23 protein-coding genes, 1 tRNA gene and 1 pseudogene are annotated in these 23,795 nt (G+C 58.3%); 12 read left to right on the top strand and 13 right to left on the bottom strand.

Annotated elements, in window-relative coordinates:
* Nucleotides 1-5: 5 nt before the first annotated feature.
* From LJA86_RS20435 to rraB, 6 genes are all read right to left on the bottom strand, one after another.
* Entirely contained in the window at nt 6-290 is a 285-nt protein-coding gene (locus tag LJA86_RS20435) for a hypothetical protein (RefSeq protein ID WP_229226657.1), read from the bottom strand.
* A gap of 177 nt (nt 291-467) precedes the next feature.
* Nucleotides 468-1,718, bottom strand: coding sequence for a tyrosine-type recombinase/integrase (locus LJA86_RS20430; RefSeq protein WP_218208031.1), 1,251 nt, complete (start codon nt 1,716-1,718; stop codon nt 468-470).
* Nucleotides 1,719-1,906: 188 nt separating this feature from the next.
* Nucleotides 1,907-1,991, bottom strand: a tRNA-Leu gene (locus LJA86_RS20425).
* Between the two features lie 105 nt (nt 1,992-2,096).
* Nucleotides 2,097-2,819 (bottom strand): topoisomerase II, encoded by a 723-nt coding sequence (locus LJA86_RS20420; RefSeq protein WP_229226656.1) that lies wholly within the window; start codon nt 2,817-2,819, stop codon nt 2,097-2,099.
* Nucleotides 2,820-2,849: 30 nt separating this feature from the next.
* Nucleotides 2,850-3,608, bottom strand: coding sequence for a tRNA isopentenyl-2-thiomethyl-A-37 hydroxylase MiaE (gene miaE, locus LJA86_RS20415; protein ID WP_229226655.1), 759 nt, complete (start codon nt 3,606-3,608; stop codon nt 2,850-2,852).
* A gap of 47 nt (nt 3,609-3,655) precedes the next feature.
* The gene (rraB, locus tag LJA86_RS20410; RefSeq protein ID WP_023324077.1) at nt 3,656-4,081 is read right to left on the bottom strand and encodes a ribonuclease E inhibitor RraB; all 426 of its coding nucleotides are present in this window, start codon (nt 4,079-4,081) and stop codon (nt 3,656-3,658) included.
* Between the two features lie 99 nt (nt 4,082-4,180).
* Between rraB and argL the strand changes: the two genes are divergently transcribed.
* The 3 genes from argL to xynR all read left to right on the top strand — a co-directional run bounded on the left by argL (nt 4,181) and on the right by xynR (nt 6,420).
* Complete coding sequence (gene argL / locus LJA86_RS20405) at nt 4,181-4,276, top strand: putative translational regulatory protein ArgL (protein ID WP_213014347.1); 96 nt, start codon at nt 4,181-4,183, stop codon at nt 4,274-4,276.
* On the top strand, nt 4,246-5,250 hold the full coding sequence (gene argF / locus LJA86_RS20400; RefSeq protein ID WP_229226654.1) for an ornithine carbamoyltransferase: 1,005 nt from the start codon (nt 4,246-4,248) through the stop codon (nt 5,248-5,250). Before argL ends, argF (LJA86_RS20400) begins: the two co-directional genes overlap by 31 nt.
* Nucleotides 5,251-5,661: 411 nt before the next feature.
* Entirely contained in the window at nt 5,662-6,420 is a 759-nt protein-coding gene (xynR, locus tag LJA86_RS20395; protein WP_229226653.1) for a DNA-binding transcriptional repressor XynR, read from the top strand.
* 4 nt (nt 6,421-6,424) lie between these two features.
* Here xynR and LJA86_RS20390 read toward each other — a convergent pair whose 3' ends face one another.
* From LJA86_RS20390 to LJA86_RS20370, 5 genes are all read right to left on the bottom strand, one after another.
* The gene (locus tag LJA86_RS20390; protein WP_229226652.1) at nt 6,425-8,035 is read right to left on the bottom strand and encodes a glycoside hydrolase family 43 protein; all 1,611 of its coding nucleotides are present in this window, start codon (nt 8,033-8,035) and stop codon (nt 6,425-6,427) included.
* A gap of 11 nt (nt 8,036-8,046) precedes the next feature.
* Nucleotides 8,047-9,429, bottom strand: coding sequence for an MFS transporter (locus tag LJA86_RS20385; RefSeq protein WP_229226651.1), 1,383 nt, complete (start codon nt 9,427-9,429; stop codon nt 8,047-8,049).
* A gap of 226 nt (nt 9,430-9,655) precedes the next feature.
* The gene (yagF, locus tag LJA86_RS20380; protein WP_229226650.1) at nt 9,656-11,623 is read right to left on the bottom strand and encodes a xylonate dehydratase YagF; all 1,968 of its coding nucleotides are present in this window, start codon (nt 11,621-11,623) and stop codon (nt 9,656-9,658) included.
* Between the two features lie 14 nt (nt 11,624-11,637).
* Nucleotides 11,638-12,546, bottom strand: coding sequence for a 2-keto-3-deoxygluconate aldolase (gene yagE, locus LJA86_RS20375; protein WP_229226649.1), 909 nt, complete (start codon nt 12,544-12,546; stop codon nt 11,638-11,640).
* Between the two features lie 245 nt (nt 12,547-12,791).
* The gene (locus tag LJA86_RS20370) at nt 12,792-13,244 is read right to left on the bottom strand and encodes a YhcH/YjgK/YiaL family protein (RefSeq protein WP_229226648.1); all 453 of its coding nucleotides are present in this window, start codon (nt 13,242-13,244) and stop codon (nt 12,792-12,794) included.
* A gap of 675 nt (nt 13,245-13,919) precedes the next feature.
* Between LJA86_RS20370 and arcA the strand changes: the two genes are divergently transcribed.
* The 5 genes from arcA to LJA86_RS20345 all read left to right on the top strand — a co-directional run bounded on the left by arcA (nt 13,920) and on the right by LJA86_RS20345 (nt 19,103).
* Nucleotides 13,920-15,140 (top strand): arginine deiminase, encoded by a 1,221-nt coding sequence (arcA, locus tag LJA86_RS20365; RefSeq protein ID WP_008501384.1) that lies wholly within the window; start codon nt 13,920-13,922, stop codon nt 15,138-15,140.
* A gap of 10 nt (nt 15,141-15,150) precedes the next feature.
* Nucleotides 15,151-16,062: a carbamate kinase gene (arcC, locus tag LJA86_RS20360; RefSeq protein WP_229226647.1), complete on the top strand. Its 912-nt coding sequence runs from the start codon at nt 15,151-15,153 to the stop codon at nt 16,060-16,062.
* A 26-nt stretch (nt 16,063-16,088) separates the two neighbouring features.
* On the top strand, nt 16,089-17,093 hold the full coding sequence (gene argF, locus LJA86_RS20355; RefSeq protein WP_008501386.1) for an ornithine carbamoyltransferase: 1,005 nt from the start codon (nt 16,089-16,091) through the stop codon (nt 17,091-17,093).
* A gap of 46 nt (nt 17,094-17,139) precedes the next feature.
* The gene (locus tag LJA86_RS20350; RefSeq protein ID WP_111967130.1) at nt 17,140-18,543 is read left to right on the top strand and encodes a YfcC family protein; all 1,404 of its coding nucleotides are present in this window, start codon (nt 17,140-17,142) and stop codon (nt 18,541-18,543) included.
* Nucleotides 18,544-18,623: 80 nt separating this feature from the next.
* A complete protein-coding gene (locus tag LJA86_RS20345; protein ID WP_039024059.1) occupies nt 18,624-19,103 on the top strand; it encodes an arginine repressor in 480 nt (159 codons plus the stop codon).
* Between the two features lie 3 nt (nt 19,104-19,106).
* On the opposite strand, the pseudogene LJA86_RS20340 reads toward LJA86_RS20345, so the two are convergent.
* Nucleotides 19,107-19,224 (bottom strand): annotated as a pseudogene (locus LJA86_RS20340) (hypothetical protein).
* Between LJA86_RS20340 and LJA86_RS20335 the strand changes: the two are divergent.
* From LJA86_RS20335 to ridA, 4 genes are all read left to right on the top strand, one after another.
* Nucleotides 19,204-19,308, top strand: a complete 105-nt coding sequence (locus LJA86_RS20335) for a pyrBI operon leader peptide (RefSeq protein ID WP_022646880.1) — start codon at nt 19,204-19,206, stop codon at nt 19,306-19,308. The pseudogene LJA86_RS20340 and the gene LJA86_RS20335 sit on opposite strands and share 21 nt — an antisense overlap.
* A 34-nt stretch (nt 19,309-19,342) precedes the next feature.
* The gene (gene pyrB / locus LJA86_RS20330) at nt 19,343-20,275 is read left to right on the top strand and encodes an aspartate carbamoyltransferase (protein WP_048027955.1); all 933 of its coding nucleotides are present in this window, start codon (nt 19,343-19,345) and stop codon (nt 20,273-20,275) included.
* A gap of 12 nt (nt 20,276-20,287) precedes the next feature.
* Nucleotides 20,288-20,749: an aspartate carbamoyltransferase regulatory subunit gene (gene pyrI, locus LJA86_RS20325; protein ID WP_045908062.1), complete on the top strand. Its 462-nt coding sequence runs from the start codon at nt 20,288-20,290 to the stop codon at nt 20,747-20,749.
* Nucleotides 20,750-20,822: 73 nt separating this feature from the next.
* On the top strand, nt 20,823-21,209 hold the full coding sequence (gene ridA, locus LJA86_RS20320) for a 2-iminobutanoate/2-iminopropanoate deaminase (protein WP_008501391.1): 387 nt from the start codon (nt 20,823-20,825) through the stop codon (nt 21,207-21,209).
* A gap of 51 nt (nt 21,210-21,260) precedes the next feature.
* On the opposite strand, the gene LJA86_RS20315 is transcribed toward ridA, so the two are convergent.
* Nucleotides 21,261-23,645 (bottom strand): beta-N-acetylhexosaminidase, encoded by a 2,385-nt coding sequence (locus tag LJA86_RS20315; RefSeq protein ID WP_229226646.1) that lies wholly within the window; start codon nt 23,643-23,645, stop codon nt 21,261-21,263.
* Nucleotides 23,646-23,795: the final 150 nt, after the last annotated feature.

The following is a 23,795-nucleotide window of genomic DNA, read 5'->3' as shown; positions in this document are numbered from 1 at the left end:
CCTGATTATTTAGCGTTCGATTTGGTGGTATTTTTGATTGAAGCTTCACTTAGACCTATGCGTAGTAGTTCTGCAGCTGCACCATCTATGCTTTTGAAGACTCTTGCTTCGTAAGGCTGTCTGGAGCTACATAAGACTAATGGCTTACCTTCCCATTCTGAACCATCAAAAATCACGGTATACACCCCTTTAGAGCCTTCTATTGTTGCTCTATCAAGTAGACCTGATTTGACTCTTTCCTTAGCCATCGAGCTAAGGATAAAATTTCCACCATTAAGACCTGATATCATGGTTATTCCTCGGTATTTAATACTGCTACGATATCAAATATTGCTGAAAAATCACAATAGAATGGTGTAGTAGCCATCAACCTATGATGGCTATTCAAATATATTCAAAACAAGGGGTTACATGCGACCATATGATGATTTATCAAGCGGTTAGCCTTGGATTTCAAACTCAAATGATCACCTGTGGGCAAACTCAAACGGCCTAACCATGCCTTTACGATTGGCATCAAGATAGTCAGCCCACCACTGAAGCATTAGCCTCCGCTCATCGAGATGTTCAGCAAGATGGATGTAAGCAGCGCGAACGTTATTACGCTCCTGATGGCTCATCTGACGTTCAACTGCATCTTTTGACCATAAGCCGGATTCGATCAAGGCACTACAGGCCATCGCCCTAAACCCGTGTCCGCAAACTTCCGTTTTAGTGTCGTAACCCATTGAGCGCAGGGCCTTGTTAACAGTGTTCTCACTCATCGGCCTATCCGGCTGGTGATCACCAATGAAGACCAACTCGTAATCCCCACTGATTTGTTTTATCTCTTCTAATATTTTCAGTGCCTGACGGCTTAGAGGTACAAGATGAGGGCTACGCATTTTAGAACCACGATGTGAGTGCTTTACGCCCTTCAGAGGTTCTCGTTCTGCAGGTATCGTCCAAAGCGCATTTTTAAAATCGATTTCTTCCCATCTTGCAAAACGCAATTCACTTGATCGTATGAATACCAACAGTGTTAGTTTCACTGCTAATTTAGTCAACTTTCGACCTTTAAAGCATTCGATACGATCAAGCAATTCGGGAAGGCGTTCGAAATCAAGCGCTGGGCGGTGCACTCGTTTAGCTACAGCTATTGCGCCAGCCATATCTTGAGCTGGATTATAATCAAGTAGACCATTTTGTACGGCAAAACGTAGGATTGCGGTCGTTCGCTGTTGAAGACGCGAAGCTACTTCATATCGCCCACTCGCCTCTACTACCTTAATTGGAGCGAGTAGATCCCGAGTCTTCAGTTCCGAAATCTTACGTTTACCTAACGCAGAGAAAAGATTATCCACTAAGCTTTTAAGCACCCGCTCACTATGGGACTCAGACCATTTTTTGCTACAGGATGCATGCCAATCTCTTGCTACAGCCTCAAAGGTTAGTGCTCCGCTTTCTTCAATCTTGTCCTCTTTTTTCTTTTGAGAGGGATCGATACCATCAGATACCAGTTTCTTTGCGGCATCGCGCCTCTTACGAGCCTCTGCCAATGAAACCATTGGATAAACCCCTAACGCCAGCATCTTCTGTTTGCCACTAAAACGATATTGAAGACGCCAGTATTTTGAGCCATTGGGGTTAACCAACAGGTGCATCCCCTCACCATCGGTAAGTTTGAAAGGTTTGTCTGCAGGCTTAACTGTTCTGACTTTGATATCAGTAAGAGCCATAGATCCCCCTCCCCTTGTTGGTATCAATTTCAATCGAACCGAAGCTACCAACAGTTATACCATCATCTGTTGGTAGATGTTGATATACGACAGTAGACTTTAATAGACCTGAAACAAGAGGCAGAATATATAACTTATTGATTTTGTATACGTAAATAGACTTTAGTAGACGATAAAAAAGACTTGATTGGTGCCGAAGGCCGGACTCGAACCGGCACGTATTTCTACGGTTGATTTTGAATCAACTGCGTCTACCGATTTCGCCACTTCGGCACTGAAGGGGATGCGGAAACGTTGTGGATTATACCTGTCGCGCGTCGCCATGCAAGCGACGACGCGCTAAACCCGCGCTAAGTGCCCAAAAAACCAGCGCTACCGTCACTCCAGCTCAGACACTGCCAGCCGAATCACCCTCGCCGCCTTCTGCTCCGGCAGCGCCAGCACCTTCGCCCACATCTCCTGCACCATATCGCAAGAGAGTTTCTCTTTGCCCGCCGCCTTCTCCGGCATCTGCAGCAGCTGGATGTCCTCGCCGTACTTATCGGCAAGTGCCTTCATAATCGGCCGCACATCCTCGACGGCCGCCTCGCGTTCTGCCGGGGTTACGGTGTGGCGGTTTTTGCCGTAGGCCGCGCGCATCATGTCGGCGTCGGCCTGCATGCGCCGCGTCATCAGGCCTTTATCCAGCATACGCATCGGGTTCACACCGCCCTTTACCATCGGGTAGAGGAAGCGGAAGCAGGCGTCGTCGCTCACTTTCTGGATGGCGGCGGTCTGCTCCATGTTGATGGTCATGTAGTTCACCACGTTGGCGTCCGGGGCGTTCTGCAGGCGCGACATCTGCAGATGCAGGATCTGCGGCTGGATGGTGTCGATAATCTGCTGCTCCGGCTCGCCCGCTTTTTGCAGGGCGGCCATCTGGTCGAGGATGCGCTGATGCAGCGCGGGCTCCTGCTCCTTAATCACCTGCCAGGCGGGCATCGCGTTGAGGGTGGTATCAATCTGGTGTTCGGGGGCACGCTGCTTATCGAAGAATACCCAGAACGCCACGGCGGCGGCCGCGACGACGACAATCACAATACGGGTCCACGTTTTATTCATCTCGCATCCTTATCCTTTCGCTATGCCGGTTTACACCGGCACGCCGCTGTGGAAGCGAAACTCGTTGTCCGGTGTCGAGATAAGTGTGGCTTCAATTTCGCCAAAAAGCTTTATACGCGGTGAGATATCGTCGTCGCTCACCTGCCGGGCCAGCGTCAGGTAGTCCTGATAGTGGCGCGCTTCCGAGCGCAGCAGCGAGAGATAAAACTTCTGCAGGTCGTCGTCGAGGAACGGGGCCAGCGCGGCGAAGCGTTCGCAGGAGCGGGCTTCGATGTAGGCGCCGCAGATGAGCTTGTCGATCAGCGTCAGCGGTTCGTGGGTGCGCACTTCCTTCAGCATCCCTTTGGCGTAGCGGCTGGCGGTGATTTTGACGTACGGAATGTCGCGGGCCAGCATCGCCTCTCGCACCTGCCAGAAATGGTGCAACTCCTCTTTAATCAGCAGCACCATGCTGTCGATGAGCGCCTGGCCCCACGGGTCGTCGGTTTTGGGCATCACGCTTTTGCCAATCTGCCTGTGCAGGGCGATGAAGTCCGGCTCCGGGCCGCCGCGGAAGGTGAACTGTTCGTAGGGTTTGAGCCAGTCGAGCAGCGCGTCGGCACCGCTTTCGTCGGCGACGTATTTACGCACCAGCAGCAGCGCGGTCTGGGCGGCCTTGAGCTCGCACACCATGTGGTCGGTGAGCAGCAGCGGCAGGTTCGCCGGGTCGCGGGCTTTATCAATCCATGCTTGCGGGGTCGGGCACTGGAGGAAGTTGAGTACGGGGGCGAGTATCTGCGGGTAATCCATGGTTCTGCCTTGAAAAAAGCGGTGGCGCGCGCCACCGCCTGAAACGCTTAGTGACGCACGCCGTCGTCGTCTTCGTCGATGTAATCTTCGTCGTCGCCTTCTTCGCCGTCTTCACCGTTCGGATCTTCGAAGTAGGTTCCCCAGCCGTCGTATTCCACGTCAAACTTCTCGGCCAGGTTCATCAGTTGTTCGACCTGCGCGTCGATCAGCTCCGCCTTCAGCGCGCCTTCGCTCAGGATGTCGCAGCAGATGACGGTGTCGCCCTCTTCCACTTCCAGCTCTTCCGGCTCGGTCACTTCGTAACCCAGCTTGAAGGCTTCCACGGCCATTTTTTCCAGCGCGTCGAAATCATCCGCAGAGAAATGGTGCTCGATGGTGTACAGCGCGTCCGGATCGCTACCGTCTTCCAGCAGCTCTTCAATAATCAGACGCGTCTCTTCGCGTTGCTCTTCCAGTAATTCCGGGTTTGCCATGGCTCAATCCTCTTTAAAGTGCGGCAGATACTTCTATTTTCACACACGGACGGGTTTGCCTCCACCTTTGTTGGAAAGATTTGTGAAACGGGGTTGCAAATGAATAATTACACATATAAAGTGAATTTTAATTCAATAAGTGGCGTTCGCCATGTGAGGATAAAATGTCTGATCTGTACAAGAAACACTTTCTGAAATTGCTCGACTTTACCCCTGCACAGTTCACTTCTCTGCTGACCCTTGCCGCACAGCTCAAAGCCGATAAGAAAAAGGGCAAGGAAGTACAAAAGCTTACCGGTAAAAACATCGCGCTCATCTTCGAAAAAGACTCGACCCGTACACGATGCTCTTTCGAAGTTGCCGCATTTGACCAGGGCGCGCGCGTTACCTATTTAGGGCCGAGCGGCAGCCAGATTGGGCATAAAGAGTCAATTAAAGACACCGCGCGCGTGCTCGGGCGGATGTACGACGGCATTCAGTATCGCGGCCATGGCCAGGAAGTCGTCGAGACTCTGGCGCAGTATGCGGGCGTGCCGGTGTGGAACGGGCTGACCAACGAGTTCCACCCGACCCAGCTGCTGGCGGACCTGCTGACCATGCAGGAGCACCTGCCGGGCAAGGCGTTTAACGAGATGACGCTGGTCTACGCGGGCGACGCGCGCAACAACATGGGCAACTCAATGCTGGAAGCGGCGGCGCTGACCGGGCTGGATCTGCGCCTGGTGGCCCCGAAGGCCTGCTGGCCGGAAGAGAGCCTGGTGGCGGGGTGCAGCGCGCTGGCGGAGAAGCACGGCGGGAAAATCACCCTGACGGAAGACGTGGCGACGGGCGTGAAGGGCGCGGACTTTATCTATACCGACGTGTGGGTGTCGATGGGCGAAGCCAAAGAGAAGTGGGCGGAGCGGATTGCGCTGCTGCGTGGGTATCAGGTGAACGCGCAGATGATGGCGCTGACCGGAAATCCGGACGTGAAGTTCCTGCACTGTCTGCCCGCGTTCCATGACGACCAGACTACGCTCGGCAAGCAGATGGCGAAGGAGTTCGATCTGCACGGCGGGATGGAGGTGACGGACGAGGTGTTTGAGTCGAAGGCGAGCATCGTGTTCGACCAGGCGGAAAACCGGATGCATACGATTAAGGCGGTGATGGTGGCGACGCTTGGGGAGTGATTGACTCCTCTGCGGTCTGGTGCCCTCACCCCGGCCCTCTCCCACAGGGAGAGGGAGAAAACCCAGCCCGTAGGCCCGTGCAAGCGCAGCGCCGCCGGGCGAATCAGGCGGCGATGCGGCCTGATGCCCTCTCCCACAGGGAGAGGGAGAAAACCCAGCCCGTAGGCCCGTGCAAGCGAAGCGCCGCCGGGCGAATCAGGCGGTGATGCGGCCTGGTGCCCTCACCCCGGCCTTCTCCCACGGGGAGAGAGAACACCCAACCCGTAGGCCCGTGCAAGCGTAGCGCCGCCGGGCGAATCAGGCGACGATGCGGCTGATGCCCTTTCTCCCACAACCCGCTCTACACAATTGATTTTTCACCCCGAAAAAGGTACGTTTTCGCCTTAATTCCAGCGTGGACATACCAGCATTATGCCTATTATTCAGTCTGTTGAACGTGCGTTGCAGATCCTCGACCTGTTCAACGAGCAGGCCACCGAGCTTAAGATCACCGACATCAGCAAACTGATGGGGCTGAGCAAAAGTACCCTCCACTCGCTGCTGAAAACCCTGCAGCTTCACGGCTATATCGATCAGAACCCGGAGAACGGCAAATATCGCCTCGGCATGAAGCTGGTCGAGCGCGGCCATTTTGTCGTGGGCTCCATCGATATTCGTCAGAAGGCGAAAGGCTGGCTGACGGAGCTGTCCCAGCGGACCGGGCAGACCACCCATCTGGGGATCCTGGACGGGCGTGAAGGGGTCTATATCGAGAAGATTGAAGGCAAGCTGGCCGCCATCGCCTATTCGCGCATTGGCCGCCGCCTGCCGGTTCACGCCACCGCTATCGGCAAGGTGTTGATTGCCTGGCTGGGCGAGCCCGAGCTGAACGCCCTGCTGGAGGGCTATCAGTACACCACCTATACCCCTTCTACCCTTGCCTCTCGCGAAGCACTAATGAGCGCCCTGGCGCAGACCCGCGAGCAGGGCTACGCCCTGGACCGCGAAGAGAACGAGCAGGGCGTGCGCTGCGTGGCGGTGCCGGTATGGAACCACGAGTCCCGCGTCATCGCCGCCCTGAGCCTGTCAACGCTGACCTCGCGCGTGGACGACGCAGAGCTGGCCCGCTTCCGCGAGCAGCTTCAGCAGGCCGGGCTCGCGCTGTCACGCGCGCTGGGCTACCCAGCCTGAGCCGTTAAACCGGCTCGTAGGTTAAGTAGTCAAAGTCTGCGTGGCAGCCATCTCCGCTGATGTCCTCGCAGTGCAGCCCCACAAACGCGCCAGTAAAGAAGCCGCGCCCGCCGATGTAGTCGTCCGACAGCTTCCACGCCTCATACGTCACCGGCACGGCGTGCCACGTCTCGCCGTCAAACGAGTAGCTGTAGCGGTAGACCAGCGTATCCACGTCCACGCGCAGCCAGACGCTCTCCGCATGTTCCGGCACCGGAATGGGCTGCTCGTGTAGCGGCCACGACGGCACGTTGTGGTCGAGCTGGATCACCTTGATCGTTCTCCCCAGCCCCTCCTCGAAGTCCACAAAGCAGTAGCTCCAGTTTTTGCTGTTGTAGTAGCAGGTCAGCCCCGCGCTCTGCTGGAAGTGAACCGGCGAGAACTGCATCCGCGTTTCTGAGCGGAAAGCGAAGTGCTGCCAGCGGCGCGCCACGGTCGACTGGGTAAAGGTCGAGTTGAGCGAGTCGTTGCCGTAGAGCCGTAAGTAGCCCGGGCGCGCGGTGAGCGAGCCGAGGGTGTCGTCAAACGGAATGCGCAGGGTCTGCAGTTCCGGGTCGAGAGAACTCGCGTCGAAATCGTCCCGCCAGCTGCCCTGAACGGCTGCAGGCTGCTCCGCCACCTGCGGGCCTTTCACGGTCAGCTGCGCGTGCTTGCCGCCTTCCACGTACGGCCAGCCGTCGCGCCATTCAATGCGGGCGATGCCGGTCTCGCGCCCCAGCGGGCAGTAGCCGCGCCCGCCGGAGGCCAGCAGCGGCACGCCAGGCAGGCGCAGCGGGCGGCTGGTGAGGTAGGCCATGTACCATTCCCCCGTATGGGTCTGCAGCAGCGAGCCGTGGCCGCTCTTCTGCAGCGGGTTCTCCGGCAGGTGCCAGCTGGTCATCATCGTCACGTCCGGGTGCAGCTCGTACGGCCCGTCGATGTTTTTGGAACGCAGCACCACGACGGCGTGCTCGTAGCTGGTGCCGCCTTCGGCGACCATCAGGTAGTACCATCCCGCGTGGCGATACAGGTGCGCCCCCTCGGTGTAGCAGAGCGGCGTGCCGGTAAACAGGGTTTTGCGCTCGGGCGAGAGCGTCCCGGTCTGCGGGTCAAACTCCTGCATCACGATGGTGTTGTGCGGGTTGCTGTGGTGGCGCGGCCCCCACGGGCGGTAGAGGTAATATTTGCGGCCATCATCGTCGTGGAACAGGGACGGATCGAACCCGCCGTTGCCCATCGGGATCGGCTCGCTCCACGGCCCCTCAATGGACGGCGCGGTGACAAGGAAGTTGCGGCCGTTTTTCCACGGCGAGTCGACAATCTTCACGTCGGTGTAGAGCAGCCAGAATTTGCCGTCGGCGTAGCTCAGGCACGGCGCCCAGATGCCGCCGGAGTCCGGGTTGCCCTTCATATCCAGCATCGACACGCGGTCCAGCGGGGTGCTGACCAGCGACCAGTTTTTCAGGTCGCGGGAGTGGTAGATGCGCACGCCCGGGAACCACTCGAAGGTCGAAGTGGCGATGTAGTAGTCCTCGCCCTGACGGCACAGGGACGGGTCCGGGTTGAAGCCGGTCAGAATAGGGTTAGTGATTTGCATAGTGCCTCCGGTTAATGGGATGCGGCTGTCGCGGCGTCGGGAACGGCCTCGCCCTGCGCCGCGCGGTGCTTGATCAGCTGCTGGCTGATGGCCTCCACGCGGGCGTCGGTGAGCTTGTAGAACGACAGCATGATGAACATGCCCGCGTAGAGCACCACCGGCACCACGCAGAACAGAATTTTGATGGTGGTCAGCACTTCCACCGGCTGCACGCTGCTGCTGGCGGAGTAGTTCACGTACGCCAGTATCCAGCCCACCACCGCCCCGCCAATCGCCAGGCCAATCTTCAGGCTGAACAGGTAGGTGGAGAACACCAGCCCGTCGAGGCGGCGCCCGCTGCGGCTCTCCTCGTAATCCACCACGTCAGAGGCCATCAGCCACTGCAGCGGCGTGGTGGTGTTAAAGACGAACAGGAACAGGATGTTGAGGGCGAAAATCAGGGCGATATGTTCCGCCGGGGTGACGAAAATCAGCAGGCTGATCAGCGAGTAGGCGACGATGATCCACTTGAAGGCGGTGACGCGGTCGAAGCGCCCCAGCAGTCGGGAGGAGCAGAGCGAGCCAAACATGGTGGCGAGGCTGCCGTAGAGTAAGAACTGGGTCGCCATCTCCGGGTGATCCATCACGTATTTGACGAAGTAGAGCGTCGCCCCGCCGCGCACCACGTTGGAACAGGTCGCCATCATCTTGAACGCGCACATGATCCGCCACTGGCCGTTGCCGAGCAGCAGCTTGAGATCTTTCGCCACCGACGAGCCCGGCTGCACCTCAAAGGTGTAGCGCTCTTTGGTGGTGAAGAAGCAGACGTAGAGCAGCACCACGCCGGTCAGGCCCAGCACGCACATGGCGCCGAAATAGCCCACCTGATCATCCCCCTTGCCGATGATGCTCACCAGCGGCAGGGCAATGCCGCTGATGGCGAGCGATCCCGCCGCCGCCAGGAAGAAGCGCCAGGACTGCAGGGCATGACGCTCTTTCGGGTCGGCGGTGATGACGCCGGGCATGGCGCAGTACGGCACGTTAACGAAGGTGTAGACCAGGGTCAGAAGAATGTAGGTCACGCAGGCGTAGATGATTTTGCCCTGCGCGGAGAAGTCCGGCGTGTAAAAGGTCAGCACGCAGACGATGCCAAACGGGATGGCGCCCCACAGCAGGAACGGGCGGAACTGGCCGTGCCGCGTGCGGGTGCGGTCGACCAGCAGCCCCATCAGCGGGTCGGTCACGGCGTCGAGCACGCGGGAGATTAAAAACAGCGTCCCCATAATGCCCGCCGACAGGCCGAAGACGTCGGTGTAGAAATAGGCCAGCAGGAACATGGTAGCCTGCCAGACGAAGCCACAGGCGGTGTCACCCAGCCCGTAGCCAATTTTGTCTTTCATGGTTAATTGCGTCATCAGAATTACACCCTTATGTAGTGTGCTGAATTACAACATCGTGTTAATGGAGTGTAATGAGCTGTTCAATTAACCAGCAATGGTCATATCTTATTTCTGAATTACGTTATTTTGCTTTTGTGACGCCAACGATATATCACAACTTATTGTTTAAATTGATAAAACAAAGACAAGCAAAAGCCGTCCACGGAATATATTCCGTAGACGACAATCGCCTGATAAATAATTAAATGCCGAGCGCTTTTTTACCGGCGTTAATTACCTCGATAATTTTATCGGTGTCATAAATACAGCCTTTCCAGGTGCCGCCGCTGACCGACTGTAATGCTGCCCACAGGCGGGTGTCGTCCGGCAAAAAGTCGTGGGCGTGCAGGTCCGGGTGCGTCTGCCGCATTGCCAGCTCGCGCGCGCCCTCCTCCGGCGTCAGCGGGTTATCCGCCGTGCCGATAAAGTTCACGCTGCCTGTTAATGTCAGCCGGTCGACGGCTATCTCGATGATGTCGTTATCGCGCAGCTTGCCAATCGGCCCGCCCGCCAGCGCCTCCGGCGACACGTGGCCGAAGCAGGCGCCTGTCGACACGCCGGAGAAGCGCGCATCGGTGATTAACGATACCGTCTTGCCCCACGAGATATGCTTCAGCGCGGAGGTAAGCTGATAGGTCTCTTCCATGCCGGTGCCGGACGGCCCGCCGCCGATCACCACCATGATATCGCCCTGTTTAATCTCTTCCCGCTTGATGGCCTTGATTGCCTGCGCTTCCGAGACAAACACCCGCGCCCGGCCGGTGTGGCGGTAAACGCCATCTTCACCGACGACCGATGGGTCGATCGCCGTGGCCTTGATCACCGATCCTTCCGGCGCGATGTTGCCCGTCGGGAAGCAAACCGTCGAGGTCAGCCCTTTCGCTTTTGCCTTCTCCGGCGGGAGGATCACGTCATCCGGATCCACGCCATCCTGCTCGCGCAGGCACTGGCGGAAGCGCGCCCGGCGTTCGGAAGCCTGCCACCAGTCGAGGTTCTCGCCCACCGTCTGGCCGGTCACGGTCATGGCGTCCAGATGCAGCAGGCCAAGATCGCGCAGGTGAAGCATCACCTCCGGCACGCCGCCCGCGAGGAAGGCGCGCACGGTCGGGTGATAGTCCGGGCCGTTGGGCAGCACGCTGACCAGGCGCGGCACCTTACGGTTGACGCGCGTCCAGTGCTCTACGTCCGGGATTGTGCAGCCCGCCGCGTGGGAGATGGCCGGAATGTGCAGCAGTAAATTGGTCGAGCCGCCGAACGCCGCATGGATCACCATGGCGTTTTCGATGGCTTTATCGGTGAGGATATCGCGCGTGGTGATGCCGCGGTTATCCAGCTCGCTCACCGCCCGCGCCGACTGGCGGGCGATCTCCAGCCACACCGCCTGCCCGGACGGGGCCAGCGCGGAGTGCGGCAGCGCCAGACCCAGCGCTTCCGCGACCACCTGCGAGGTGCCCGCCGTGCCGAGGAACTGACATCCGCCGCCCGGCGAAGCGCAGGCGCGGCAGCCCAGCTCAGCGGCCTCCTGCAGGGAGAGTTCGTGGTTGGCAAAGCGCGCGCCGATAGTCTGCACCTTGCCCGCGTCTTCCCCCACGGTTGGCGGCAGCGTCGCCCCGCCCGGCACCAGAATGGTCGGCAGGTCGTGCATCGAGGCCAGCGCAATCATGGTGGCGGGCAGCCCTTTATCACAGGTGGCGACGCCAATCACCGCCCGGCGTGTCGGAAGGGAACGGATCAGGCGGCGAAACACGATCGCCGCGTCGTTGCGGTACGGCAGGGAGTCGAACATGCCGTGCGTGCCCTGAGAGCGACCGTCGCAGGGATCGCTGACGAAGGCCGCAAACGGGATCCCGCCGTTGCGGGTGATCTCCTTCGCCGCCGCCTGCATCTGCATGCCGATCTCCCAGTGGCCGGTGTGGTAGCCCAGCGCGACCGGGCGTCCGTCACCGGCGCGGATGCCCCCCTGGGTGCCGATAATCAGCACCTCTTTGCCGGTCAGCTTATTGGCGTCCCAGCCCATCCCGGCGTTCTGCGTCATGCCGAACAGGTTGCCGCTGGGGGATTCCATCAGCATCTGCGGGGTCAGCGGCAGCGCGCCCTGCGGCCCCGCCGCGTGGGTGATCACCGCATAAAACGCATCGTCCTGTGGGGTGAAAATCTTCTCGATGGTCATGGTTATCGTCCGGCTCAGCAGAGCTTGAGCTGTTGCAGCAGGGTTTTCAGCTGCGCCTTGCGCGGCGCGTCCAGGGGTGACGCGGGCGGCAGCACGTGCGTGGAGATCGGGCGGCCGCAGAGCACAATCGCCTCTTTAATCACGTTCACAAACGGCGTATCCAGCTGATACATCTGCGGGATTTGCAGCAGGGTCTGATGATACTCAGCCGCTTTCGCCACGTCTTTATCTCGCCAGGCTTTCAGAAGATTCACCGACACCTGTGGGGCAAAGTTGACGCTCGCCGAAATCGCCCCGTCGCCGCCGAGCAGCAGGGTATTGAACAGATGATCGTCGTAGCCGCAGAGCACGGTGAAGTGCGGGTGAGTGGCTTTGACGGTATGGATCATGCTGCGCAGGTGGGCAACGGAGTCGATGGTGTCTTTGATGCCGACGATGTTACTGCGCGAATCGGCCAGGGTTTTCACCAGCGCCGGGGTCAGATCCTGCCCGGTCAGCGCCGGGAAGTTATAGAGCATCACCGGCAGCGTGACGCTGTCCGCCACCTGCTCGAAATAGCGGATCAGGTTCGCTTCCGACACTTTCCAGTAGTAAGGGTTGATCACCACGATGCCGTCCGCCCCCGCCTGCTGCGCGTGCTGGCTGAGCGCAATGGTTTCCCGGGCGTTGGTGCCGCCGGTGCCGATCAGGACCGGTACGCGACGATCGACATGATCGATCGCAAATTGGGCAATGGTTTTACGCTCTTCGGCGCTGAGCTGGGAAAACTCGCCGCCGCTGCCCAGGAAGAACAGGCCGTCAACGCCTGCCGCGATCAGATCGTCTATCAGCGCGGCGGTACCCTGCTTATCGAGCTGGCCATCGGCGGTAAAAATGGTGGAGACAGGGGGAATGATTCCCGTAAACAACGCGGACTGCGGCATGAGATCTCCTTGTTGAATCATTTTGTTCTACATTATAGAACAGCGTTCGTTAAATTAACGATCATACTATGACGCAGGAAAAGCGCAGGTAAATGAGAGATGCAGAGGGAGTGCGGGAAATTTAAGCTGGATCACATATTGTCCCCCCTCACCCCGGCCCTCTCCCCAATGGGGCGAGGGGGAAAAGACGGCTCGGAGCAGTCCCCTCTCCCCTGTGGGGAGAGGGTTAGGGTGAGGGGTAAGGGTTACTCTACAAGCATCTTCACCACCACTTTCCTGACCTTAGCAGGCGCACCCACCGCGCACAGCGGCTTGTGCACCTCACCCGGCCAGAACACCACAAAATCCCCTTCGCTCAGCACCACGGTTTTCTCCTGCCCGCCTTCCGGCAGGAAGGCGATGTCTTTGTCCGCCAGCCAGTCGGTGTCCGGCGTGCCGGGCGGCAGGGTGCTGAAAGTTATCCCTTCCTGTCCCTTCATCACGATCTGAATATCCAGATAGCGCGCGTGGAACTCGGCGCGGCGCTCGGCGAACGGCTGGGTTGTATCTTCAGAGACCAGATAAAACAGGCTGTTGCCGTTGATGTCGTGCTTGCCGAGCGGCGTCGCGTCGGTGACGTGGGCTTTAACATGCTCAATGGCCTGTCGCAGTTCGTCAGGCAGCCAGGAGTGCAGATGGTGGATGTTGCCGATAATCATCAGAATACCCTCGATATAAAACAACGTTTCATTTTTATCTTTTATACGAGAATCCTGGCTGCCATACCAGCGCTTTTTAGACGGGTTTTGCGCGAACGCATGTTTATCGGGAATGGTGTTAATTTGCTGTTAAGCCCTCGCAGGCATTTATGCAGCCATTATGCATATCTTCAGTTCTTCGTTATCACGGCCTTGCGCTAACTTACTGATCGTCATGCCTTAACAACAAAACTCGCTACAGCTTCACATTTTATCACTTTGATAATTTGCTATTAAATTCAATAAATATTTATTGATTTTCCTTAAGCCAAAAATAGTTAATTAGCAATATTGCATAGCCATTCCACGCCACCTTTAAAAACAATTAAAATCAATGGCTTAACAAAATATTTCAAAGCATGAAATTCTACAAAACACTAACAACTGCAAATAATGACAACGGATAATGCTTAGCTATTCACCTCGCCAGAATAGCCAATTAATCATTATCTGATGCGAATCATGCAAATGAAAACAAACCGCTTAATATCCATTTTCGCGTGAGCAACATCACAATACAGATTATTTAACTGCCTAGTATGAATTACGAAATCAATTGAGCTTAGCCGCCATGAAATTAAATGCATCACATGGCGCATGCCCTTTTTATTCTGAAAAACAGTTAAAGGAATAATTATGGAAAAGCATTACGTCGGTTCTGAAATTGGTCAATTGCGTAGCGTTATGCTGCACCGCCCAAATTTAAGTCTGAAACGCTTAACGCCATCGAATTGCCAGGAGCTGCTTTTCGATGATGTGCTCTCGGTTGAGCGGGCGGGTGAGGAGCATGACATTTTCGCAAACACGCTGCGCGAGCAGGGTGTGGAAGTCCTGCTGTTGACCGACCTTCTGACACAAACCCTTGATATTGCAGAGGCGAAAGCCTGGCTGCTGGAGACGCAAATCTCTGATTATCGCCTCGGCCCTACCTTTGCCGGCGACGTTCGCGGCTGGCTGGCGGATATGCCGCACCGCGAACTGGCGCGCAGGCTGAGCGGTGGATTAACCTACGGTGAAATTCCGGCGGCCATTAAAAATATGGTGGTGGATACCCACACGGCGAATGATTTTATTATGAAGCCGCTGCCAAACCACTTATTTACCCGCGATACCTCCTGCTGGATCTATAACGGCGTCTCTATTAACCCAATGGCCAAACCGGCGCGTCAGCGTGAAACCAATAACCTGCGGGCAATATATCGCTGGCACCCGGCGTTCGCCGACGGCGATTTTATTAAGTATTTCGGCGACGAGAATATTAATTACGACCACGCCACCTTAGAAGGCGGTGACGTATTAGTGATTGGCCGCGGCGCGGTATTGATCGGCATGTCCGAACGCACGACGCCGCAGGGCGTGGAGTTTCTCGCCAACAGCCTGTTCAAACACCGTCAGGCCGAGCGCGTGATCGCCGTTGAGCTGCCAAAACACCGCTCCTGCATGCACCTCGACACCGTCATGACCCACATCGACGTGGATACCTTCTCCGTCTACCCGGAAGTGGTGCGCAAAGACGCCCAGTGCTGGACGCTCACCCCGGACGGACGCGGCGGCCTGCTGCGCACCCAGGAAACCGACCTGCTGCACGCCATCGAGAAAGCGCTCGGCATTAACCAGGTACGTCTGATCACCACCGGCGGCGACGCCTTTGAGGCCGAACGCGAGCAGTGGAACGACGCCAATAACGTCCTGACCATCCGCCCCGGCGTGGTGATCGGCTACGAGCGCAACGTCTGGACCAACGAGAAGTACGACAAAGCGGGTATCACCGTGCTGCCCATCCCGGGCGACGAACTCGGACGCGGCCGCGGCGGCGCGCGCTGCATGAGCTGCCCGCTGGAACGCGACGGAATTTAAAGGAGCCATCATGGAACGAAAACCCACTCTGGTTGTGGCCCTGGGCGGCAACGCCCTGCTCAAGCGCGGCGAGCCGCTGGAAGCGGAGATCCAGCGCCAGAACATCGAGCAGGCCGCCCGCACCATCGCCGGGCTGACGGCACAGTGGCGCGTGGTGCTGGTACACGGCAACGGGCCGCAGGTCGGGCTGCTGGCGCTGCAGAACAGCGCCTACGACAAAGTCACGCCCTACCCGCTGGACGTTCTCGGCGCGGAAAGCCAGGGAATGATCGGCTACATGCTCCAGCAGGCGCTGAAAAACAATCTGCCGCAGCGCGAGGTGAGCGTCCTGCTCACCCAGGTAGAAGTGGACGCCGCCGACCCGGCCTTCAGCAACCCGACCAAGTACATCGGCCCGGTGTACAGCGAAGCCCAGGCAAAAACGCTGGCCGCGGAGAAAGGCTGGGTGTTTAAGGCCGACGGCAGCTACGTCCGCCGCGTGGTGCCCTCTCCGCAGCCGAAGCGCATCGTTGAGAGCGACGCCATCACGGCGCTGATCCAGCGCGACCACCTGGTGATCTGCAACGGCGGCGGCGGCGTACCGGTGGTGGAACACGCCAACGGCTATCACGGGATCGAAGCGGTGATCGACAAAGACCTCTCCGCCGCCCTGCTGGCGCGCCAGATCGAAGCCGATGCCCTGCTGATCCTCACCGATGCCGACGCGGTATACCTCGACTGGGGCAAACCGACCCAGCGTCCGCTGGCGCAGGTGACACCGGAACTGCTCAGGGGCATGCAGTTCGACGCCGGATCGATGGGGCCGAAAGTGGCCGCCTGCCGCGAATTCGTTGAAGCCTGCAACGGCATTGCCGGGATCGGCGCGCTGGCCGACGGCGCGGAGATCCTCGCGGGCGAGAAAGGCACGTTGATTCGTAACTGAACACTCATTTTAAAAAGGATTTAGCCATGACCATCAACCTGAAAAACCGCAACTTCCTGAAACTGCTGGACTACACCCCGGCGGAGATCCAGTACCTGATTGACCTCGCCATTGAGCTCAAGGCCGCCAAAAAAGCCGGGCGCGAGAAGCAAACCCTGGTCGGGAAAAATATCGCCCTGATCTTTGAAAAAACCTCCACCCGCACCCGCTGCGCCTTCGAAGTGGGCGCGTTCGACCAGGGCGCGCAAGTGACCTACCTCGGCCCAAGCGGATCGCAGATTGGCCATAAAGAGTCGATGAAAGACACCGCCCGCGTGCTGGGCCGCATGTACGACGGCATCGAATACCGCGGCTATGGTCAGGCCATCGTCGAAGAGCTAGGCGAGTACGCAGGCGTGCCGGTGTGGAACGGCCTGACCGACGAGTTCCACCCAACGCAAATCCTCGCCGACCTAATGACCATGCTGGAGCACTCGCCGGGCAAAACCCTGCCGGAGCTGAGCTTTGCCTATCTCGGCGACGCGCGCAACAACATGGGCAACTCCCTGATGGTGGGCGCGGCCAAGATGGGGATGGATATCCGCCTCGTCGCGCCGAAATCCTTCTGGCCGGAAGCGGGGCTGGTTGAGCAGTGCCGCGCCATTGCGAAAGAGACGGGCGCGCGCATCACCCTCACCGACGACGTGGAAGAAGGCGTGCAGGGGACCGATTTCCTCTACACCGACGTGTGGGTCTCCATGGGCGAGCCGAAGGAAGCCTGGGCCGAGCGCGTCAGCCTGATGAAGCCGTATCAGATTAACGCCCAGGTGATGAAGGCCACCGGCAACCCGAACGTCAAGTTCATGCACTGCCTGCCGGCGTTCCACAACGAGCACACCAAAGTGGGCCGCGAGATCGAGATGGCTTACGGGCTGAAGGGACTGGAGGTGACGGAAGAGGTCTTCGAATCACCAAACTCCATCGTCTTCGACGAAGCAGAGAACCGCATGCACACCATTAAAGCGGTCATGGTGGCGACACTCGGCGACTAATCACCGCCCGGCGCGCCGCGGGTGCGCCGGGTTTAAGGAGAACATCATGGGCAAGTTTAAGTTTCCCTCCGCTTACACCATTCTCTTTTTTCTGATTGCCGTTGTGGCGGCGCTGAGCTGGGTCGTTCCCGCCGGTCAGTACCAGATGGCGATGAACGAGACCCTCGGTAAAGAAGTCCCGATTGCCGGAACGTACGCGCACGTGGCGGCACATCCGCAGGGGCTGGTTTCCGTCCTGATGGCGCCCATCGCCGGGCTGTACGATCCGGTTTCCGGCCAGGCCGGGGCGATCGACGTGGCGCTGTTTATTCTGATCATCGGGGGATTTCTCGGGATCGTCACCAAAACCGGGGCGATTGACGCCGGGATCGAGCGCGTCACCACCCGACTGCGCGGACGCGAGGAGTGGATGATCCCGATCCTGATGGCGCTGTTCGCCGCGGGCGGCACCATTTACGGCATGGCCGAAGAGTCGCTGCCGTTCTACACCCTGCTGGTGCCGGTGATGCTGGCCGCCCGGTTCGATCCGGTTGTCGCCGCCTCCACCGTGCTGCTCGGCGCGGGGATCGGCACGCTGGGTTCCACCATTAACCCGTTTGCCACGGTCATCGCCGCCAACGCCGCCGGGATCCCCTTTACTAACGGCATCGCCCTGCGCGTGGCGCTGCTGGTCATCGGCTGGATCATCTGCGTGGCGTGGGTGATGCGCTACGCCCGCAAGGTGCGCAAGGATCCCTCGCAGTCGATCGTTGCAGACAAGCAGGAAGAGAACCTCGCCCATTTCCTCGGCAACAAGGGCGAACAGTCGCTGGAATTCACCCCGGTGCGCAAAATCATCCTGGTGATTTTTGCCCTCGCCTTCGCGGTGATGATTTACGGCGTGGCGGTGCTGGGCTGGTGGATGGCGGAGATCTCCGCAGTGTTTCTCGCCAGCGCGATTCTCGTCGGCCTGATTGCCCGCATGAGCGAAGAGGAGCTGACGTCGACGTTTATCAACGGCGCGCGAGATTTGCTGGGCGTCGCGCTGATTATCGGCATCGCGCGCGGTATCGTAGTCATCATGGATAAGGGCATGATTACCCACACCATTTTGCACAGCGCGGAAGGGCTGGTCAGCGGGTTGTCCACGGTGGCGTTTATCAACGTGATGTACTGGCTGGAGGTCGTGCTGTCGTTTCTTGTGCCTTCTTCATCCGGCCTGGCCGTTCTGACGATGCCGATCATGGCACCGCTTGCCGATTTCGCTAACGTCAACCGCGACCTGGTGGTCACGGCTTACCAGTCGGCCTCCGGCATCGTAAACCTCGTCACGCCGACCTCAGCGGTGGTCATGGGCGGGCTGGCTATCGCCCGGGTGCCCTACGTGCGCTATCTGAAATGGGTGGCGCCGCTGCTGGCGATCCTGACGGTGGTGATTATGGTGGCGTTAAGTCTGGGGGCGTTGTTGTAATTTGCCGGATGGCGCTGCGCTTATCCGGCCTACGGATCGGTGCGGTGTCACCGGTTATTTCGGGAACTGATATGGGAAACATGATGGATTACGAAGAGTACTCTCCCAAAGAACAACTGCAGCTCACGGTGTGCCAGCGTTTGATCGCCGAAAAGAGTTATCTTTCGCAGGAAGAGATTCGCCGCGACCTGCAGGAGAGAGGGTTTGACAGCATCAGCCAGTCGACCGTTTCGCGATTGCTGAAGTTGCTCGGAGTCATAAAAATTCGAAATGCCAAAGGGCTAAAGATTTATTCGTTGAATCCTCAACTGCGCCCTGCCCCTGATGCCGCGCGTACCGTTTCGGAAATGGTGGTGAGCGTCGAGCATAATAGCGAGTTTATCCTTGTCCATACCGTCGCCGGATATGGCCGCGCGGTGGCGCGTATTCTGGATTATCACCAGCTTCCGGAAATATTAGGCGTGGTGGCCGGCAGCAGTATTGTCTGGGTCGCCCCTCGGGTGGTGAAGCGCACCGCGCTGGTGCATAAGCAAATTAATTATTTACTCAGAACGAATTAATATTCATAAAGAACCGTTTGCATTGAGTAAAGCGTGCATTAAATCGCTTGATCCGAAAAGCGAGCTGCGTATAATGCCCGACAATTTGCCGGGAGGAAGCATGGTCAAGCGTGTACGACATAACGTCTTACCGCGTCTGAAATCAGACGCTGGCCTGCCGTTTTTCTTCCCGTTGCTAAACCTATTCCCAGAGCCCCTCATTTGAGGGGCTTTTTTTTGCCCGGCGTCAGGAGATAAACATGAATCCGCTTTATCAAAAACACATCATTTCCATAAACGACCTCAGCCGCGAAGAGCTGGAACTGGTTCTGGAAACCGCGGCAAAACTGAAGGCCAATCCGCAACCGGAGCTGCTGAAGCACAAGGTGATTGCGAGCTGCTTCTTTGAAGCCTCAACCCGCACTCGCCTCTCCTTTGAGACCTCCATGCACCGCCTGGGCGCGAGCGTGGTGGGCTTCTCGGACAGCAGCAACACGTCGCTGGGTAAAAAAGGCGAGACCCTGGCGGATACCATTTCAGTCATCAGCACCTACGTCGACGCGATTGTGATGCGTCATCCGCAGGAGGGCGCGGCGCGCCTGGCGACCGAATTTTCCGGCGGCATTCCGGTGCTGAACGCCGGTGACGGTGCCAACCAGCACCCAACGCAGACCCTGCTGGATCTGTTCACCATTCAGGAGACCCAGGGCACGCTTGAGAACCTGAACATCGCCATGGTTGGCGACCTGAAATACGGCCGCACCGTTCACTCCCTGACCCAGGCGCTGGCGAAATTTAACGGCAACCGCTTCTACTTCATCGCACCGGACGCGCTGGCAATGCCGCAGTACATCCTCGACATGCTGGATGAGAAAGGCATTGCGTGGAGCCTGCATGCCAGCATCGAAGAGGTGATGAGCCACGTGGATATTCTGTACATGACCCGCGTGCAGAAAGAGCGTCTGGATCCGTCCGAATACGCCAACGTGAAGGCGCAGTTCGTGCTGCGCGCCAGCGACCTGGAAGGCGCACGCGACAACATGAAGGTCCTGCACCCGCTGCCGCGCATCGATGAGATCACCACAGACGTGGATAAAACGCCGCACGCCTGGTACTTCCAGCAGGCCGGAAACGGCATCTTCGCCCGCCAGGCGTTACTGGCACTGGTTCTGAATCGCGAATTAGCTCTGTAAGGGGAGACGACCATGACACACGATAACAAACTCCAGGTTGAAGCCATCAAGCGTGGCACCGTGATTGACCACATCCCTGCGCAGGTGGGCTTTAAGCTGCTGACGCTGTTCAAACTGACCGAAACCGACCAGCGCATCACCATCGGCCTGAACCTGCCGTCGGGCGAGATGGGCCGCAAGGATCTGATTAAAATTGAGAACACCTTCCTGACCGACGAGCAGGTTAACCAGCTGTCGCTGTACGCGCCGGACGCTACCGTCAACCGCATCGACGAGTATGAAGTGGTCGGCAAATCCCGCCCGAGCCTGCCGGATCGCATCGAAAACGTGCTGGTCTGCCCGAACAGCAACTGCATCAGTCATGCTGAGCCGGTTTCCTCCAGCTTTGCAGTGAAAAAACGCGCCGATGACATCGCGCTCAAATGCAAATACTGCGAAAAAGAGTTTTCTCATTATGTGGTGCTGGCCAACTAATTGAGGTTGGTAATGAAATCCCGGCTGTTATAATGGCCGGGAACATTCTTAACGCTGTAATTCTGGAGAAAACATGAGCAAAGTACTCGCGACGGAAAATGCACCAGCCGCTATCGGCCCTTACGTTCAGGGCGTTGATCTGGGCAGCATGATCATCACTTCAGGTCAGATCCCCGTAAACCCAAAAACCGGCGCGGTGCCGGAAGATGTCGCGGCGCAGGCGCGCCAGTCGCTGGAAAACGTGCAGGCTATCGTTGAATCTGCCGGCCTGAAAGTGGGTGATATCGTGAAAACCACCGTTTTCGTGAAAGATCTGAACGATTTCGCGACCGTTAACGCCACTTACGAAGCGTTCTTCACCGAGCATAACGCCACCTTCCCGGCGCGCTCCTGTGTGGAAGTGGCGCGTCTGCCAAAAGACGTGAAAATTGAAATCGAAGCGATTGCCGTTCGTCGCTAATTCGCTTTGTCGATAAAAAAAGGCAGCCCAGGCTGCCTTTTTTGTTGCTTGCTACTGATTCCGCGTTGCTCTCAGTAGCGTCTCCAGCGGGTACACCGCCGCAATCACCACTTCGTCCTGCACTTTCGCCGCGTTATCCAGCTCGCTCTGAATCGAGGCGATCTCTTTGTCATCCAGCGTGCCCTGACGCGCCACCAGATCCGTCAGCCGCAGGCCAATGGAGGCCAGCTTATCCACCTCCTGGATCACCGGCTTCATTGCCTTCAGCTGATAGCTGTTTTCGCTTAAGGCCAGCGCGTCGCTGGTGTTGCTCTGCCAGCGGTTAAAGACGTGACGCAGGGCGTCGGCGCTTTCCGTGTCTTCCGCATCGCTCACCAGACGGTCCGCCCATTTGTGCATCTGGCGCACGGTGGCGCTTTCGGCGTTCAGCGCATCCGCAAAGCGGTTGAGCGGCTCGAACTGATGATAGTTTCCGGCCTGGAACTTCAGGTGCTGGCGGGTGTAATACTGAGCCGGTTCTATCGCCTGAGCGAGGATCTGCAACGGCAGGGTGTCGGCATTACCGGCGAGGCGCGTGAACTGCACCTGCTGCTGGGTATGCTGCTGCAGCCCGACCGACACCGTCGACCAGCTGTCCATCGCCTGCAGGCGGGTGTACATGTTGTCGACATCGTTGACGTCCTGCGCGGACCACAGCCGCTCCGCCACCGCAAACGTACGCGGCCACAGGCGGATATCCAGCACCGGTGCCACCACGTTTTCCGCCCACAGCGCCGCTTCGCCGCCGAGCAGGTTGGCCTGGTTCGCCACGTCCGGCACGACGGGCGGAACGCCTTTCGGCACGTCGTCCAGACGCGTGCCGCTAATCGGGTAGCGCGTATTTCCGACAAGGAAATAACCGGAGAGTTTGTCGTTATCGACGGTGACGACCGGGCGCGTGTCGCCCATCCACGTATCGACGGTAAACGTGACCTGGCTGTCATCGCGCCACTCGATGTTCTGCACCGCACGGCGTGATTTCCCGGCAAAATCAATAAATCCGCGCCAGCCGGCATCCCCTTTCACCAGGGTGAAGCTCCCCTCCACCGGCTTGCCCTTCAGGCGCGGCATGGAGAAGGCCCAGCTCTGGGCGCTGTCGGTGTCGGCTATCACATCCACGCCGTTTAACCCCTGTGGGACGATCTCGTTGCGGTAGTGATAGGCGGTGGACTGGGGCTGGTCGAGATAAAAGCCGGTCGACAGAATGCCCTTGTAGCCGTTCTGCGCCACCTGCCCCAGCGCGTCCTGCCCCTGCCAGGACTGGATCAGAATGCTTTTCGGTAAGTCAGGATGGTAGATCTCGTCCCAGCCGACCATCTGGCGGTGATGCTTCTCAAGGATCGTTTCCAGCTTGCGGTTGAAGTAAGCCTGCAGCGCGTGACTGTCCGCCAGCCTGTTGTCGCGCATAAACTGCTGGATAGCCGGGTTCGCTTTCCACTGGCTGTCGTCCACTTCGTCGCCGCCGATGTGCAGATACGGATCGGGGAAGATCGCCGCCAGTTCGCTGACCATCGCGTCAGCAAAGGCGTAAGTCGCCTCTTTGGTGGGATCGAGAACCGGCTTCAGCACGCCCCAGTGGCGTTCCATGGCGTACGGCCCCGGCGCGCTCATCAGCTCCGGGTAGGCCACGGCAATCGCCGAGGCGTGGCCCGGCATGTCGATCTCCGGCACCACGCGAATGCCGCGCTCGGCGGCGTAACGCACCACCTCACGCATCTGTTCAGGCGTGTAGAACAGCCCATCGCTGGCAAGCTGCGTCAGCTTAGGGTAGCGCTTCGAGCTAAAGCGCCAGCCCTGGTCGTCGGTCAAATGCCAGTGCAGCACGTTGAGCTTCGCCGCAGCCATGCCGTCGATCTGGCGTTTGATATCCGGCAGCGGGATAAAGTGACGTGCCGAATCGAGCAGCAGCCCGCGCCACGGGAAACGCGGCGAATCTTCAATGGTCACCCACGGCAGAGAGGTATTTTCCGCCCCGTTCTGCATCAGCTGGAGCAGGGTTTCCATGGCGCGCAAGGCACCGAAACGGGTGTTGGCAGAGATGTTCACGCCGTTGGCATCCACCGTGAGCTTATAGCTTTCGTCGCTGTCCGGCAGCGGCTGCGGCTTTACCTTTTTGGCAATCGCGATGCGGATGGTCGGTTTGTCTGGCTTTTCAGCCTGCGGCTGCAGCGTCCAGCCGGTTTGCAGGGCGATGCGCTGGCGCAGGCGGTTGACGGCGTCACCGAGATCGTCCCCGCTGACGCTAATGGATACGTTGTTGCTGAGCACCAGCGCGCCCTGGGTCGTCGGGCGTTCGACCTTTGCAGGCCAGGGCATTAAAGGGAGATCCCCTGCCGGGGCGGCAAAGGCAGAGGCGCCGAGCATCAGCCCGGCGGTTAAGAGACTGTACCGTAACATGAATGTTCCTTATCTGACGGGCCAAATAAAGGCAAAACATTCTGTTAACATGCGCTCAATTTGTCGTCAAGCGAATGCGCCGACGGAGATCACAGGTTGTTGAATTTGAGAGGAAAGCCAGTCCCCTCACCCCGGCCCTCTCCCCAAAGG

The organism is Enterobacter sp. TCD1-1, assembly GCF_020567405.1.
Lineage (GTDB): Bacteria > Pseudomonadota > Gammaproteobacteria > Enterobacterales > Enterobacteriaceae > Enterobacter > Enterobacter quasiroggenkampii.
This window is presented reverse-complemented; position numbering and strand designations above follow the sequence as displayed.

Coding starts and splice junctions, on each gene's coding strand:
- xynR (WP_229226653.1), top strand. CDS start 5,662: ATGCCTATTATTCAGTCTGTTGAACGTGCGTTGCAGATCCTCGACCTG.
- yagE (WP_229226649.1), bottom strand. CDS start 12,546: ATGCCGCAGTCCGCGTTGTTTACGGGAATCATTCCCCCTGTCTCCACC.
- arcC (WP_229226647.1), top strand. CDS start 15,151: ATGGAACGAAAACCCACTCTGGTTGTGGCCCTGGGCGGCAACGCCCTG.
- LJA86_RS20385 (WP_229226651.1), bottom strand. CDS start 9,429: ATGACGCAATTAACCATGAAAGACAAAATTGGCTACGGGCTGGGTGAC.
- arcA (WP_008501384.1), top strand. CDS start 13,920: ATGGAAAAGCATTACGTCGGTTCTGAAATTGGTCAATTGCGTAGCGTT.
- miaE (WP_229226655.1), bottom strand. CDS start 3,608: ATGGATTACCCGCAGATACTCGCCCCCGTACTCAACTTCCTCCAGTGC.
- pyrI (WP_045908062.1), top strand. CDS start 20,288: ATGACACACGATAACAAACTCCAGGTTGAAGCCATCAAGCGTGGCACC.
- argL (WP_213014347.1), top strand. CDS start 4,181: ATGAATAATTACACATATAAAGTGAATTTTAATTCAATAAGTGGCGTT.
- yagF (WP_229226650.1), bottom strand. CDS start 11,623: ATGACCATCGAGAAGATTTTCACCCCACAGGACGATGCGTTTTATGCG.
- argF (WP_008501386.1), top strand. CDS start 16,089: ATGACCATCAACCTGAAAAACCGCAACTTCCTGAAACTGCTGGACTAC.
- argF (WP_229226654.1), top strand. CDS start 4,246: ATGTCTGATCTGTACAAGAAACACTTTCTGAAATTGCTCGACTTTACC.
- LJA86_RS20335 (WP_022646880.1), top strand. CDS start 19,204: ATGGTCAAGCGTGTACGACATAACGTCTTACCGCGTCTGAAATCAGAC.
- LJA86_RS20370 (WP_229226648.1), bottom strand. CDS start 13,244: ATGATTATCGGCAACATCCACCATCTGCACTCCTGGCTGCCTGACGAA.
- LJA86_RS20315 (WP_229226646.1), bottom strand. CDS start 23,645: ATGTTACGGTACAGTCTCTTAACCGCCGGGCTGATGCTCGGCGCCTCT.
- LJA86_RS20430 (WP_218208031.1), bottom strand. CDS start 1,718: ATGGCTCTTACTGATATCAAAGTCAGAACAGTTAAGCCTGCAGACAAA.
- LJA86_RS20350 (WP_111967130.1), top strand. CDS start 17,140: ATGGGCAAGTTTAAGTTTCCCTCCGCTTACACCATTCTCTTTTTTCTG.
- rraB (WP_023324077.1), bottom strand. CDS start 4,081: ATGGCAAACCCGGAATTACTGGAAGAGCAACGCGAAGAGACGCGTCTG.
- LJA86_RS20435 (WP_229226657.1), bottom strand. CDS start 290: ATGATATCAGGTCTTAATGGTGGAAATTTTATCCTTAGCTCGATGGCT.
- pyrB (WP_048027955.1), top strand. CDS start 19,343: ATGAATCCGCTTTATCAAAAACACATCATTTCCATAAACGACCTCAGC.
- ridA (WP_008501391.1), top strand. CDS start 20,823: ATGAGCAAAGTACTCGCGACGGAAAATGCACCAGCCGCTATCGGCCCT.
- LJA86_RS20390 (WP_229226652.1), bottom strand. CDS start 8,035: ATGCAAATCACTAACCCTATTCTGACCGGCTTCAACCCGGACCCGTCC.
- LJA86_RS20420 (WP_229226656.1), bottom strand. CDS start 2,819: ATGAATAAAACGTGGACCCGTATTGTGATTGTCGTCGTCGCGGCCGCC.
- LJA86_RS20345 (WP_039024059.1), top strand. CDS start 18,624: ATGATGGATTACGAAGAGTACTCTCCCAAAGAACAACTGCAGCTCACG.